At 70.7% G+C, this 14,282-nt stretch carries 11 protein-coding genes; 4 read left to right on the top strand and 7 right to left on the bottom strand.

What is annotated here, in order from left to right; genetic code table 11:
• Window positions 1-11: 11 nt before the first annotated feature.
• Window positions 12-1,634 carry a sulfotransferase family protein gene (locus tag H4F98_RS05790; RefSeq protein ID WP_182685793.1) on the bottom strand — a complete coding sequence of 541 codons (1,623 nt, stop codon included), beginning with the start codon at window positions 1,632-1,634 and terminating at the stop codon, window positions 12-14.
• A 170-nt stretch (window positions 1,635-1,804) separates the two neighbouring features.
• Between H4F98_RS05790 and H4F98_RS05795 the strand changes: the two genes are divergently transcribed.
• Window positions 1,805-2,842 (top strand): hypothetical protein, encoded by a 1,038-nt coding sequence (locus H4F98_RS05795; protein ID WP_182685794.1) that lies wholly within the window; start codon window positions 1,805-1,807, stop codon window positions 2,840-2,842.
• A 7-nt stretch (window positions 2,843-2,849) separates the two neighbouring features.
• On the opposite strand, the gene H4F98_RS05800 is transcribed toward H4F98_RS05795, so the two are convergent.
• The 3 genes from H4F98_RS05800 to H4F98_RS05810 all read right to left on the bottom strand — a co-directional run bounded on the left by H4F98_RS05800 (window position 2,850) and on the right by H4F98_RS05810 (window position 5,923).
• Window positions 2,850-3,440, bottom strand: coding sequence for a 2OG-Fe(II) oxygenase (locus tag H4F98_RS05800; protein ID WP_182685795.1), 591 nt, complete (start codon window positions 3,438-3,440; stop codon window positions 2,850-2,852).
• Between the two features lie 2 nt (window positions 3,441-3,442).
• Window positions 3,443-5,263, bottom strand: coding sequence for a phosphoenolpyruvate carboxykinase (GTP) (locus H4F98_RS05805; protein WP_343064735.1), 1,821 nt, complete (start codon window positions 5,261-5,263; stop codon window positions 3,443-3,445).
• 84 nt (window positions 5,264-5,347) lie between these two features.
• Complete coding sequence (locus H4F98_RS05810) at window positions 5,348-5,923, bottom strand: TetR/AcrR family transcriptional regulator (protein WP_246372925.1); 576 nt, start codon at window positions 5,921-5,923, stop codon at window positions 5,348-5,350.
• 255 nt (window positions 5,924-6,178) lie between these two features.
• Here H4F98_RS05810 and H4F98_RS05815 point away from each other — a divergent pair, with 255 nt between their 5' ends.
• Together H4F98_RS05815 and H4F98_RS05820 are read left to right on the top strand one after the other, a co-directional pair.
• Window positions 6,179-8,656 carry an acyl-CoA dehydrogenase gene (locus H4F98_RS05815; protein WP_182685799.1) on the top strand — a complete coding sequence of 826 codons (2,478 nt, stop codon included), beginning with the start codon at window positions 6,179-6,181 and terminating at the stop codon, window positions 8,654-8,656.
• A gap of 77 nt (window positions 8,657-8,733) precedes the next feature.
• Window positions 8,734-9,234: a hotdog fold domain-containing protein gene (locus tag H4F98_RS05820; RefSeq protein WP_182685800.1), complete on the top strand. Its 501-nt coding sequence runs from the start codon at window positions 8,734-8,736 to the stop codon at window positions 9,232-9,234.
• Here H4F98_RS05820 and H4F98_RS05825 read toward each other — a convergent pair.
• From H4F98_RS05825 to H4F98_RS05835, 3 genes are all read right to left on the bottom strand, one after another.
• Complete coding sequence (locus H4F98_RS05825) at window positions 9,231-9,815, bottom strand: DUF922 domain-containing protein (RefSeq protein ID WP_182685802.1); 585 nt, start codon at window positions 9,813-9,815, stop codon at window positions 9,231-9,233. The genes H4F98_RS05820 and H4F98_RS05825 overlap by 4 nt on opposite strands.
• On the bottom strand, window positions 9,812-11,011 hold the full coding sequence (locus tag H4F98_RS05830) for an NAD-dependent epimerase/dehydratase family protein (RefSeq protein WP_182685805.1): 1,200 nt from the start codon (window positions 11,009-11,011) through the stop codon (window positions 9,812-9,814). The genes H4F98_RS05825 and H4F98_RS05830 overlap by 4 nt, the downstream gene beginning before the upstream one ends.
• A gap of 69 nt (window positions 11,012-11,080) precedes the next feature.
• Window positions 11,081-12,424 carry an NTP/NDP exchange transporter gene (locus H4F98_RS05835; RefSeq protein ID WP_182685807.1) on the bottom strand — a complete coding sequence of 448 codons (1,344 nt, stop codon included), beginning with the start codon at window positions 12,422-12,424 and terminating at the stop codon, window positions 11,081-11,083.
• 223 nt (window positions 12,425-12,647) lie between these two features.
• On the opposite strand from H4F98_RS05835, the gene H4F98_RS05840 reads away from it, so the two are divergent.
• A complete protein-coding gene (locus tag H4F98_RS05840) occupies window positions 12,648-14,261 on the top strand; it encodes a GMC family oxidoreductase (RefSeq protein ID WP_182685809.1) in 1,614 nt (537 codons plus the stop codon).
• The last annotated feature ends 21 nt before the right edge of the window (window positions 14,262-14,282 follow it).

The raw sequence follows: 14,282 nt of genomic DNA on the forward strand, positions 1-14,282 counted from the left end.
GGCCGCGCGCCTCAGTCCCCGTCCGCCGCGAGCAGCGGCGCAAGGCCTTCCCGCAGCGGCTGCAGGTGGGCCGCGTAGGCACGCCAGGCGCCACCGCGATTGCGCAGGATGCCCTGGCGAACGCTGCCGATGCTGGCCGTGGCCGAATAACCACCGGAGCGGCCGACATCCAGCACCGAGGGCACGAAATCCAGGCCGCAGAACGCCAGCAGGCGACGCGACTGCCCGTCGGGGTCGTCGACGAAGGCCTGGTAGTCGACCTCGAGGATCCGCTCCGGCCAGCGCTCGCGCCAGTGCGCCATCAGCGCCCGGTAGCCCAGGTAGTAGCGCGCCAGCGAGGACTGGTCGTAGCTGTAGCCCGCGGCTCCGGTGAAGAAAGTGCGCAGGTTGGAGAAGCAGGTGTCCATGGGGTCGCGCCGCATGTGCACGATGCGCGCCTCCGGCATCGACGCCAGGATGTAACCGGTGAGCAGGAAGTTGGACGGCAGCTTCTCGGTGAACACGGCGCGCTCGCCTGCCTTCCAGCGCGCGTGCGCGCGGAAGCGCAGGGCCGCCATGCGCAGGCCCTCGGCGTCGATTCGCTCGATCATGCGCTCGTCGACGACCTCGTTGCACAGGTGGTCGGCGGCCGCGCACATCGCCGCCGGCATCACGTAGCTCTCGCCGCCGTCGACGACGTCGGGATGGCCCGACAGCACGCGCTCGACCACGCTGGTGCCGGAGCGGAACATGCCGACGATGAAGACTGGACGAGGCCCCGGACCCGGAGCGGGCGCCTCGTCGGGCAGCGCCTGGGGTAGCGGCGCCGCGGCGAGGGCCTGGAACAGGCGTTGCTGGCGGGCGTCGTCATGCCGGGCGGCCTGCCGCTTCACCCGGCAGCCGCGCTCCAGCGCGGCCCATGCCCCTTCGACGTCGCCCGCCGCATGGCGGAGGTTGTGCAGGGCGAAGGCGAGATAGGCCTCGTCCTCGCTTCCGGGACGCACGCGTGCAAGCTCGCCTTCAATCGCGCGCATGTCGGTTTGTGCATGCGCCGCGTCGTCCTGCAGGGTAAGCATCCAGCGCACGTGCGGCGGTGCCTCGCCACCCATCGCAAGCGCCTCGCGCAACGCCGCCGAGGCGCCGGCCGCGTCGCCCGCGACGAAGGCCATGGTCCCACGCAGCACATGCGTGTCGCGGTCGGGCGGCCCCAGGGCGGATGCGCGCTCCAGCAGGGCCTGCATGGGCGCGTAGAGGCCGATGGGGCCCAACTCGGCGGCGAGCATGGACAGACCCCGGGCGTCGCGGCTGTGCGCCCAGCCGCTTCGCGACACGACCGCGGCCACCTGTTCGTGCAGCTCGAACCGGCGCAGCAGGCGGACCAGGTGCCAGGCGAACTCCAGGTTGGCCGGGGTGCAGTCCGACAGGTCGAGCGCGACCGCCAGCGCATCGCGGTATCGGTCCGCGCCCAACAGGAAATGCGCCTGCTGCAGGCGGGCGGGCAGGCAATCGGGCCGGGCATCGACGATCGCCTGCATGCAGGCCGCTGCCGCGGCCATGTCTCCCTGCCCCGCCATCGCCATGCCGCGCTGCCACTGCGGCCCGAACGCGGTCGGGAGCGGGTAGCCGTGGATGTCGATGGTCGAGCCTGGAGGCATGGGCGCCGGACCGGAGGGGTGGAAATGGCGACGCGACGCGCGTCGGACGCCCGATGGTAGCAGGGCGCCAGATGCCTGCCACCGCGGGCGCGCGCGTGGATGGGCCATCGCGGTGGGCATCTGGTAGCGTGGCCGCATCCTTCGCACGCAGCCCCGCGCACGGACCCATATTGAAGACCGAACTGCCCCCGGCGGCGGACGATCCGCGACACTTCCCGGTGAGCTACGACATCGCCGCGGATGCGTTCTGCTTTGCTTCGATCGACGCATCCATCCTGCTCGCGCCCTTCCTGGACGCGCGCATGGGCGATGCATGGACGCGCAGGACGGCCGCGGCCACGCCGCTCCCCGGGGCATCGCCGGGGCCCGCGCCGGCCTGGCTGTTCCATACCGCGTTCTGTTGTTCGACCCTGCTCGCGCGCGCCCTCCACGCCCCGGACGCGGTCGTCGCCCTGAAGGAACCCCACGTGCTGACGGACCTGGCCACGCTGTCGCTGGCGCACGATCCCCCGGCGCGCGCACGGCTCGACGCACGGACCGGCGATGCCTGCCGGCTGCTCGCGCGTGCCTGGGCACCAGGCGGACGCGTGCTGGTGAAACCCACCAACGCGGTCAACCGGCTGATCCCGCGCCTTCTGGAGGCGACGCCCGGCAGTCGCGCGGTGCTGCTCCACGGCAGCCTGGAGGACTTCCTGTATTCATGCCTGAAGAAGCTGCCCGGCGCGGAAGAACCGCTACGCTGGATGGTCCGCTACCTGCTGCCGGGCACGCGGTTGCAGCAGGCGCTGGGCGTGGACGCCACGCATCCATTCAACCCCGTCGAGTCCAGCGTGCTGGTCTGGCACGCGCAGATGGAGCGCTACGCCGAAGCCCTGGACGCCGATGCCGACGACCGCCTGCGCAGCCTGGACATGGCCCGGCTGCTCGACGATCCGCGAGCCACGGTGGACGCGGTCGCCCGCTGGCTCTGCCTGGACGGCGTTTTCGCCGACGGCGAGGAAACGTTCGGGGCACGGGTGGACGCGGTGTTCACGCGCAACAGCAAGGATGTCGGCCTGCGCTACGGGCCCGACGCCAGGGCCCTGGAACGCGAGGCCTTGCGCCAGCGGCTGGGCCCCATCGTGGCGTCGGCGCTGGAGTGGTCATCGCGCGCCGTCGCGCCGCACACGCGCATGCCGCGCGACTGGAAGGCGCTGGCACCCGGCTGAGGCGGCGTCATCCGACCGCGACGCGCTCGAACTTGATCGCGAAGGTGTAGCGCGGCGTGTAGCAGATGCGGTTTGGCGCCCGGCCGGCGTGCTTGATGGCCCCGTCGAACACGACCAGCCGCCCTGGACGCGGGCGCACGGCGCACATCAGCTCGTCGTTCGCATCGTAGAACACGGTTTCCCCGCCCCACTCCACGTCCCAGCGGTCGCACAGGTACCACAGCGCGGTCAGGTCGCGCTGTTCGGGCAGGCAGTCGGTATGGGTGAACAGCATGTCGCCGTAGCTGGCGACGTTGGTGTAGGCCCGGTACGGGCGGTAACCATGCCCCGGCGACGAGAAGCCCAGCACCGCGCGCCGGGTGACCTCGAAGATCGGCTGGCGGACGAGCGCGTCGATCTTCATCTCGGTCGCCCAGTGGCGGTAGTCGGCCGTGTCCTCGCGCGCCACCTCGGTGCGCGTGAAGGGCGCGCGGCCGAGCGCCTGGACGTATTCGCCGACGTTCGGGAGATGGCCGTCGAACACGCGCAACGGGCGACCGTCGACCAGGACTTCGCGATCGGCGGGCAGCGCCCCCGTTGGCGCATGTGGGCCCGACATGCTCAGTCCGCCAGCAGGGCGGCGATGCGCGACTGTTCGTCCTTGAGCGCCTGCGGCATGCGCGGGCCATACCCGTCGAGATATTCGCCGATGCTGGCGAACTCGGCCTGCCAGCCGGACCGCTCGAAGCCGAAGAGCTTGCCACGCGCCTCGTCGGTGAGCGCCACGCCGTCCAGGTTGAGGTCGGCCGGGGTGGGCAGGTGGCCGATCGGCGTTTCCACCGCGCCGGCGTCGCCCTTGACGCGACCGATCATCCACTCGAGCACGCGCAGGTTGTCGCCGAAGCCCGGCCACAGGAAACGGCCGTCGTCGCCCTTGCGGAACCAGTTGACGTGGAAGACCTTCGGCAACGCCGCGCCGGCGCCGTCGAACGACAGCCAATGGCTGAAATAGTCGGCGAAGTTGTAGCCACAGAAGGGCTTCATCGCCATCGGGTCGCGGCGCATCACGCCGACCGCACCGGTGGCCGCGGCCGTGGTCTCCGAACCCATCGCCGCGCCGACCAGCACGCCGTGCGTCCAGTCGCGGGCCTCGAACACCAGCGGCACCAGCGAGGCGCGGCGACCGCCGAACACGATCGCGCTGATCGGCACGCCCTGCGGGTCCTCGGCCATCGGCGACCAGCTCGGGCACTGCTTCGCGCTGACGGTGAAGCGCGCGTTCGGATGCGCCGCCGGGCCCTTGTCCGGATCATAGGGATTGCCGCGCCAGTCCGTCGCCGGCCGTTCGCCGTTGTCCAGGCCTTCCCACCACGGCTGGTTGTCGGCGGTGAGGCCGACGTTGGTGAAGATGGCGTTGGCGTTGATGGTGGCGAGGGCGTTCGGGTTCGACTTCGCCGAGGTACCCGGGGCGACGCCGAAGTAGCCGGCCTCGGGATTGATCGCATACAGGCGTCCGTCCGCGCCGGGACGCATCCAGCAGATGTCGTCGCCGACGGTCCATACCTTCCAGCCCTCGCGCTGGTAGCCCTCGGGCGGGATCAGCATGGCCAGGTTGGTCTTGCCGCAGGCCGACGGGAACGCCGCCGCGACGTAGTGGGTCTCGCCGCTGGGGTTCTCGATGCCGACGATCAGCATGTGCTCGGCCAGCCAGCCCTCGTGGCGCGCCTGGTAGGAAGCGATGCGCAGGGCGTGGCACTTCTTGCCCAGCAAGGCGTTGCCGCCGTAGCCCGAGCCGTAGGACTTGATCGCCAGCTCTTCGGGGAAGTGCATGATGAAGCGGCGGGCGGGGTCGAGCTCGCCGATGGAGTGCAGGCCCTTGACGAACGCGTCGGCCCGCTCGACGCCCTCGCGCTCGATGCGCGCCAGCGCGGGCGCGCCCATGCGCGTCATCAGGCGCATGTTGGCCACGACGTAGGGGCTGTCGGTGATCTCGACGCCGCAACGCGACAACGGCGAATCGATGGGGCCCATGCAGTACGGGATCACGTACATGGTGCGGCCGGTCATGCAGCCCTTGAACAGCGCGTCCATGCGAGCGTGCGCCTCGGCCGGCGCCAGCCAGTGGTTGTTCGGGCCGGCGTCCTCTTCGCGCGAGGTGCACACGAAGGTCAGGTGTTCGACGCGGGCGACGTCGTCCGGATCCGAGCGATGCAGCCAGCTCCCGGGGTGGGTGGCCGGGTTGAGCGGCAACAGGGTGCCGTCGGCCTGCATCTGCGCGACCAGGGCCGCGTTCTCTTCGTCGCTGCCGTCGCACCAGTGCACCGCCGCGGGCGTGGTGAGCCCGGCGACCTCGGCCACCCAGGCATTCAGCGCGGCCAGGCGGCTGCCGGCGACGGAGGTGGAAGGGGCGGGCTTGGACGCTTCAGAGGACAGGGCATTCACGGCGGGACTCCGGGACATACATCGGATAAGACGGATTGGGCGCGGCGGGCAGGCCGGCACGCGGCCGGCGGCACGCGACCGGGATCAGCTGGACGGGATGAGGGTGTCCATCATGTGTTCGACGTAGGCCTCGAACTCCTCGTGCTGCATCCGGGTCTGGTGCAGCTGCAGGTTCAGCTGGAGGAAGCCCACGTAGGCGGCATACAGCAGCTGCGCGCGATAGCGCGCGTCGGTGCGGCTGAGGCCGACCTGCCGGAACGACGCGGTGAGGTACTCGAGCCGGCGGTCGGACACGCGCCCGATGACCGGCTGCACGGCGGGATGGTCCAGCGCCTTGAGCAACTCGGAATAGACGATATGGGACTTGACCTCGTGCGCGACGACGCTGAATAGCGCACGCAGGCGCTGCCGCGGGTCCGGTATGGGTTCGAGCTGGCCGAAGACTTCTTCCTGCTCGACCTTTTCCCAACGCTCCAGTGCCGCCACCAGGAGCGCGTCGCGGGACGGGAAGTGCCAGTAGAAGCTGCCCTTGGTCACCCCGAGGCGCCGGGCGAGCGGCTCCACCGCCACCGCGGCGACGCCCTGCTCGGCGATCTGGTCCAGGGCGGCCTGGGCCCAGTCTTCCGCGCTCAGGCGGCCGTTTCGCTCGATCTTCGTCATGGCTGAAACGCTCATGGTGTCAAGTGTAACCATACGGGTGCGAGGGGGACAGTATGCAGACATTCCGGCGGCTTGACAGGCCGCCAGGGCTGTAACCATACTCAAGCGTATGTTAACAGCATGCCACCATCGCCGTCCCGGCCGCGACGAACGGGTCACCCCCTCTTCGCGGCCCGGCAGGCAGGATGGAGATCGCCATGGGCGGGCCTGTCTGTCCTTCCGTCACCAACGCCATACCGTCTCTGGAGTGTCGCCATGAGCATCGCGGTTCCCTTCATCGTCCTGCTGGTCGTGGGCGCCATCGCCGCCTACCACCGCATGCGGCTCGCCGTCTGGGTGGCGCTGAGCGCCACGGCCCTGGTGGCCGCCTGGCTGCTGGGCGCGAACGCCATCGCCAGCCTCGTCGCGGGCATCCTGCTGGCCGTGGTCGCCCTGCCGCTGCTGGTCCCGGCGATCCGCCTGCCGCTGATCGCCGCCCCGCTGCTGAAGTTCTACACGAAGATCCTCCCGCCGCTGTCGGAAACCGAACGCGTCGCGCTGGAGGCCGGCACGGTCGGCTTCGAGGGCGAGCTGTTCTCCGGCAAGCCCGACTGGGATGCCCTGCTGTCGCAGCCGCGCCCCACCCTGCGCGAGGACGAGCAGGCCTTCCTCGACGGCCCGGTCGAAGAGCTGTGCAAGATGATCGACGACTGGGACATCACCCACGTCCGCGCCGACCTGCCGCCGGAGATGTGGGACTTCATCAAGAAGAACAAGTTCTTCGGCATGATCGTGCCCAAGGAGTACGGGGGCCTGGGCTTCACCGCGCTGGGCAACCACAAGGTCATCCAGAAGCTGGCATCGATGTCGAGCGTGGTCAGCTCCACCGTCGGCGTGCCCAACTCGCTGGGCCCGGCCGAACTGTTGATGCATTACGGCACCCAGGAGCAGAAAGACCACTACCTGCCGCGCCTGGCCGATGGCCGCGAGGTGCCCTGCTTCGGCCTGACCGGCCCGTGGGCCGGCTCCGACGCCACCTCCATCCCGGACTACGGCATCGTCACGATGGGCGAGTGGAACGGCGCACGCGTGGTCGGCGTCAAGCTCACCTTCGACAAGCGCTACATCACCCTGGCCCCGGTCGCGTCGCTGATCGGCCTGGCGTTCCGCATGTACGATCCGGACGGGATCATCGGCGACAAGCAGGACATCGGCATCACCCTGGCGCTGGTCCCGCGCGACACCGCGGGCATCGACATCGGCCGTCGCCACTTCCCGCTCAACAGCCCCTTCCAGAACGGCCCCATCCATGGCCGCGAGGTGTTCATCCCGCTCAGCAAGCTGATCGGCGGCGAGAAGTACGCCGGCAAGGGCTGGCAGATGCTGGTCGAGTGCCTGTCGATCGGCCGTTCGATCACCCTGCCCTCGACCGCCAGCGGCGGCGCCAAGATGGCGGCCGTGGTCACCGGCGCGTACTCGCGCATCCGCAAGCAGTTCGGGCTGTCGATCGGCCGCTTCGAGGGGGTCGAGGAAGCGCTGGCGCGCATCGCCGGCAATGCCTACGCCGCCAGCGCCCTGTCGGAGGCTTCGGCCGCGGCGGTCGCGCGCGGCGAACTGCCTGCGGTGCCGTCGACGATCTCCAAGTACCACTGCACGGAGATGGGCCGCGAGGCGGCCAAGGACGCCATGGACATCCACGGCGGCAAGGGCATCATCCTGGGACCGAAGAACTACCTCGGCCGCGGCTGGCAGGCCTCGCCGATCGCGATCACGGTGGAAGGCGCGAACATCATGACGCGCTCGCTGATGATCTTCGGCCAGGGCGCGATCCTCTGCCACCCGTGGGTGCTGAAGGAGATGAAGGCCACCACCCTGCCCGACCCGGCCGAGCGCCTGCGCGAGTTCGACCGCAACCTCTTCGGCCATATCGGCTTCGCCATCTCCAACGCGGTCCGCAGCTGGTGGTTCGGCCTCACCGGCGCGCGTTTCGGCAGCGCGCCCGGCGACGCCTACACCCGCCGCTACTACCGCAAGCTCAACCGCTATTCCGCGGCGCTCGCGCTGATGGCGGACACCTCGATGCTGCTGCTGGGCGGCAAGCTCAAGTTCAAGGAATCGCTGTCGGGCCGCCTCGGCGACGTGCTCAGCCACCTCTACATCACCAGCGCGATGCTCAAGCGCTACGAGGACGAGGGCCGGCCGGCGTCCGACCAGCCGCTGCTGGCCTGGTCGTTCCACAACAGCGTGCACAAGATGGAGATCGCCCTGTCGAGCGCGCTCCGCAACTTCCCGGTGCGACCGGTGGGTTGGCTGCTGTGGCTGCTGGTGTTCCCGTGGGGCCGCCGCGCGCAGGCGCCGAGCGACCGCCTCGGCCATAAGCTGGCGGCGTTGCTGATGTCGCCCAACGATGCGCGCGACCGCCTCGCCCAGGGCATCTTCACCACGCCGGGCGCGAACAACCCGGCCGGCCGCATCAACAGCTACCTGCCGCAGGTCGTGCTGGCCGAGCCGGTCGAGCGCAAGTTCCTCAAGGCGCTGAAGAACAGCGACATCGAGGCGCTGGACTTCAGGTCGCAGCTCGACGAGGGCGTGAAGGAAGGCTGGATCACCGCCGAGGAACGCAAGCAGCTCGAGGCGCTCCGCGAGATGACCGTCGACACGATCTCGGTGGACGACTTCGAGTCCTGGGAACTGCGCTCGGCGGGCTACTTCCGCGACCAGATCACGGCCGACGACAAGCGCGACGCCGCCTGACCGGCACGCGCGATGGAACGGCGGGGCGACCCGCCGTTCCCTTTTTCCAGGGTCCTGGTTCCGTCGACGGAGCGTCCATGAGCACTCCCCTGCTGTCCACCTGGCAAGGCCTGTCGCGCTGGCCCGCGGGCCCCTGGTTGTTCTCCCGCGCGGTCTGCTTCAAGGCCCCTTACTTTTCGACCATCGCCCCGCGCTTCGTCGCGCTGGAGGCGGGCCGGTGCGAGGTCCGCATGCGCGACCGCCGCGCGGTGCACAACCATATCGGCAGCGTGCATGCGATCGCGCTGTGCAACCTGGCGGAACTGGCCGGGGGCGTCATGCTCGATGCCAGCCTGCCGCGCGACATGCGCTGGATCCCCAAGGGCATGCAGGTCGAGTACCGCGCCCGCGCGCAGGGGACGATGCACGCGACGGCAACGCCCGACGCCGCGATCGCCTCGCGCGAAAGCGGCTACGAACTCCCGGTGCGGGTCGAGGTGCGCGACGACGCCGGCACCCTGGTCTTCGTCGCCATCATCGCCATGTGGGTATCGCCGCGTCCCGTCCGCGCGCCCGGGGCGTCGCGCGATCCGCGCTAGGGTTCGACCCGGCCGTGCCGCGTCTCGCGGTCCAGGCGACGGTCCTCCTCGCGGAAGCGCGCCAGCAGGTCCCGCGCTTCGCGGTCGATGCGCTTGCGCGCTCCCGCGCACGGGATCGGCGCGTCCATCCCCGCCAGCATGGCGTCCAGGGCCCGGGCCGCGGCCAGCGCATTGTCGCGATGGAGGGCCTCGTGCGCGCGCAAGCGGGCGTACAGGGCGTCCCACTCCCGCCGCAGCGGGCCGCTCGCGGCGGTGCGGCCCGACCACTCGGGCAATCGCACCACCACCTCGACGTGCACCCGGTGCCCGCCCAGCTGGCAGTCGCCGTCCGCCAGGGGATACGTGTCCCAACTCCAGGTGACATGCCAGCGGGTGAAGCCGCTGTAGGTGAGGCCGCTCACCGGATCACGCGGCCCGTGCGCCTGCATGGCGGCCTGCCATTGACGGGCATCGTCGCCCGTGACGACGTAATGCTCGACGCTGTCATCGACGTCGACGCCGGCGTCCGCCGACACGGGCGCGGCGAGGAACCCGACCCCGACCGCCCCCAGCAGGCGCAGCGCGCGCCCGCGCCGCCTCATCCGCTCCGCTGGGCCGCGTGCCAGGCGCGCAGCACGTCGGCTTCGCGCTCCGGCGCCAGCCCAGCCTTGGGCTTGGCCCGCCGCGACTCCGGTTGTCCACGCCACCATTCGAGGGTGTCGCGCACCGTCTCCTCCAGGGACCGGTAGCGCAGGCCCGCCGCCTGGGCGCGGGTGGTGCGGGTCCGACCGAAGCCGGCGTACTCGCCCCGCGCCGGGATCCAGGCCGGCATGTCCTGCCAGGCGCTCACGCCTTGCGCTTCGAGGAAGTCGGCGGGCACCCATGTCACGCTGGACTGCGCTCCAGGGGGTTGCGGGCATGGTGCAGTGATGCAGTGATGGACGCTCATCGAGCGCGCCACCTCGCGACTGGCATCGAGCACCGCGCCCATGGTCAGGGCACCGGCGGGCGCATCGGCGTTGAACGTGCCGAGCGTCCGCGTCTCGAGCAGGTGCAGCAGGAAGGCGGCCAGGTCGCGGGCATCGATGAACTGTGTCGGCGCGGCGGGCGAGCCGGGGCCGAGGATCTCGCCGCCGCGGTCGGCCCGCGCGGGCCAGTAGGTGAAGCGGTCCGTGGTGTCGCCGGGGCCGACGATCAGGCCCGGCCTGACGACGGTCGTGCCGCCGGGCAGTTCCGCGCGCACCGCGGCTTCGCACAGCGCTTTCAGGCCGCCGTAGGTCTCGCCGGTCACCTCGGTGACCGTCGGGTCGGGCAAGCGGATGAGCTCGGCGTCCTCGTCCATGTCGACGATGTCGTTGCGGGCGTAGACCGAGATCGTGGAGACGAGCAGGTACTGGCCGATGCGTGGGGCGAGCAGGCGCGCCGAACGCGTCACGTCGGCCGGGATGTAAGCCGAGGTATCCAGGACCGCGTCCCAACGCTGCTCGCCCTCGAGCGCCGAGAGGTTGGTCTTGCGGTCGCCCTGCAATTGTTCGATGGCGGCGTAGCGTGGATCGCTGAAGCGCTCGGGGTGGGTCTTGCCACGGTTGAACAGCGTCAGCCGGTGCCCCCGTGCGAGCGCGGCCTCGACGAAATGCGGACCCAGGAAACCGGTGCCGCCCATGACCAGGATGCGCAGCGGCCGGTCCTGCGGTCGCGGCGCGGCGGCCTGCGAACCTCCCGTCGCGCACGCCGGCAGCGCCATCGCGACCGCGCCTGCCAGCGCGCCCAGCAACAGTTCACGTCGTCCAGTCTGCATCACGGGCTCCAGCGTCGGGGAATGGCTCGCACTGTGCGACTTTCGTGGCGCGCCGCCATGCGCCGGAGGTCATGCCTGCCCGGTGTTGGAGGCGTCCCCGCCGGGAAGTTCGCGCTGGGTGCGCACGACCCGCCAAGCGGACATCGCGAGACACGCGGCCACGCCGATGCCGACGGCGAACACCGCCCGCGAGCCGAACAGCGCCAGCCATTTGTGCAACCAGACGAAACTGAGGTCGCCGGCGCGGTAGACCACGGTGTCGATGACCGCCTTGCCCTTGTAGCGCGACTCGCGGTCGACCCGCGTATAGATCGTCTCGCGCCCCGGCTTGCCCAGGGAGAACTCGCCGGCGCGCGTGGCCACCTGGACGATCGCGACCAGTACCGGCAGGGGCGACATCGCGAGCAGGGCGTACCCGCAGACGATCGCGAACGCCGGCAACAGCAATGCCGGTGCCACCCCGTGCCGGCGCAGCAACCAGCGCGTGAGCACGAGCTGGATGAGCAGGGTCGTGGTGTTCACCGCCGCATCGATCAGCGAGTAGTAGCGCGTCGCTTCGCGCGCATCGGGGTAGAAGGCCTTCACGATGGCCGCCTGCTCGTTGTAGAGCAGCGTGCCCACGCCCACGCCGAAGAACATCAGCAGCGCGAGCGCCCGCAGGATGGGGCTCGACACCACCAGCTTCAGGCCGGCGACGATCGAACCGCCCATCGCCTGCTCGCCGCTGGCGTCGCGGTGCAGGCGCTCGCGGCGTATCGCCCAGGGCCTGAGCTTGACGATGCACAGCAGGCACACGCCCAGGAACGCCGCCGACACCAGCAGCAGGTGGGCCACGCCGATCACGCCCACCAGCAGGCTGGTCAGGGCGGGGCCTGCCAGCGCGCCCAGGGTGCCTCCGGCGCCGATGTAGCCGTAGAAGCGCTTGGCGTCCTCGTTGTCGAAGACGTCCGCCATGTAGCTCCAGAACACCGTGACCGCGAACATGTTGAACACGGCCACCCAGACGAAGAACAGGCCGCCGCGACCGGGCACGCCCTGGGCGAACAGGGCATGGAAGCCGAACAGGCAGGCGATGAAGGCCAGGTAGACGACGGGCAGGAAGACCCGGCGCGGGAAGTGCGCGACCAGCGCGCCATACAGCGGCTGCAGCAGCACCATGACGACGAACGTGGCGGTGAACAGGATCTGCAGGGTGAAGTCGCCCAGCGCGACCCCATGGCCGGCTGCCCAGGCCAGCAGGCCGGGCGGGAACACCGCGAAGACATCGCCGGAGGCGCCCATCGCGTCGCGCACCGGACGCAGCACGTAGTAGCCGCACAGCAGGCAGAAGAAATACAGCAGCGACCACCACAGCGGTGGCGAGCCCGCCAGCACCGCCCGCAGGCGTCGCCCCCCCGCCGGCCAGGCCTTCATCGTCCGCCGCCCATGTGCTTGTCCGAACCCACCCGGCTCTCCCGACGCTCGAGGTCGCAATGCGTGCACGACGCGCCACGGCGATGCCGAGGGGCATCGCGGCCGCGCGGCGCCCGATGCGCGGCGGGCACGCCGCACATGGTACCCAACCCGGCCTCGTCCCACGCGGCCCGCGCACGCGCGATCTGCTCTAATGCGAACGACCCCGACCCTGGCTGGACCGATGCCCACCAGACGCCACGACTACATCATCATCGGCGCCGGCTCCGCGGGCTGCGTGCTCGCGAACCGGCTCTCCGCCGATCCCGAGGTGAACGTGCTGTTGCTGGAGGCCGGCCCACGCGACCGCCACCCCTTCATCCACATGCCCGCCGGACTCGCCCGCCTGGTGGACCAGGCGCAACTCAACTGGGACTACGACACCACGCCGCAGGCGATGCTGGACGATCGCACGTTGTGGTGGCCGCGCGGCAAGGTCCTGGGCGGCAGCAGCTCGATCAATGCGATGTGCTACACCCGCGGCGATCCCCGCGACTACGACGAGTGGGCGGCCCTCGGCGCAACGGGCTGGGGCTGGAGCGACGTCCTCCCTGCGTTCCTCCGGGCCGAGTGCAACACGCGCGGCGCCGGCCCGCTGCACGGTGGCGCGGGGCCGTTGCACGTGGCCGACCTGCGCCACAGCAACCCGCTGTCGCATGCCTTCATCGAGGCGGGCGTGCAGATGGGCCACGCCCGCAACGACGATTTCAACGGGCCTGGGCAGGTGGGTTTCGGCCTCTACCAGGTGACCCAGAAGGACGGTGCCCGCTGTTCCAGCGCGGTGGCCTACCTCCATCCGGTGCGCGGCAGGCGCAACCTGGAGGTCGTCACCGGCGCGCACGTCTCGCGCATCACCTTCGACCGGGGCGCGGAGCCGCGCGCCTCGGGCGTGGCCTACAGCGCCCGCGGGCGCGCGTACCACCAGCCGGCGACCCGTGAAGTGCTGCTCTGCGGCGGTGCGGTGAACTCACCGCAGGTGCTGATGCTTTCAGGGGTCGGGCCGGCCGACGAACTTCGGCGCCTGGGCATCGAGCGGGTGTTCGAGGCGCCCGGCGTCGGCCGCAACCTGCAGGACCACCTCGACATCTGCACCCTGCGCCGCTCGCGCCTGCCTGTCAGCTACGACCGCGCCAGCGAACTGCGCATCGCCTTCGACTATTACCTGCGCGGGCATCGCGGCGCAGGCACCAGCAATATCGCCGAGGCGGGCGGCTTCCTGCGCTCCCGCCTGGCCCGCGACGCGCGCGCCGACATCCAGTTCCACTTCGTGCCCGCCCTGCTCGACGACCATGGCCGCAATCGGCTGCCCGGCGACGGCTTCACCGTGCACGCCTGCTTCCTGCGCCCGCGCAGCCGGGGCCGGATCCGCCTGGCGAGCGCGCGCGCCGGCGACAAGCCCCGCATCGAGGCGGGCTACCTGAGCGACGAAGCGGGCTTCGACATGGACATGATGGTCGAGTGCGCACGCCTCTCGCGCGAGCTGATGGCCCAGCCGGCCTTCGACCCCTATCGCGGCGAACCGGTCCATCCCGGCCGCGACGATCTCGACGACGCGGGCCTGGCCGCGTTCGTCCGCGCCCGGGCCGAAAGCATCTACCACCCGGTCGGGAGCTGCCGGATGGGCGAGGACGACGAGGCCGTGGTGGACAACCGTCTCAGGGTGCGGGGCGTGACGGGGCTGCGCGTGGTCGATGCCTCGGTCATGCCACGCCTGGTGGGCGGAAACACCAACGCGCCGACGCTCATGATCGCCGAGCGTGCCGCGGAAATGATCCTGGCGCCCGACCCCGCGCGCTAGCGTTCGTCGCTCCGCGCGCCC

It is taken from the genome of Marilutibacter spongiae (assembly GCF_014145325.1).
In the GTDB taxonomy this organism is placed as follows: domain Bacteria; phylum Pseudomonadota; class Gammaproteobacteria; order Xanthomonadales; family Xanthomonadaceae; genus Marilutibacter; species Marilutibacter spongiae.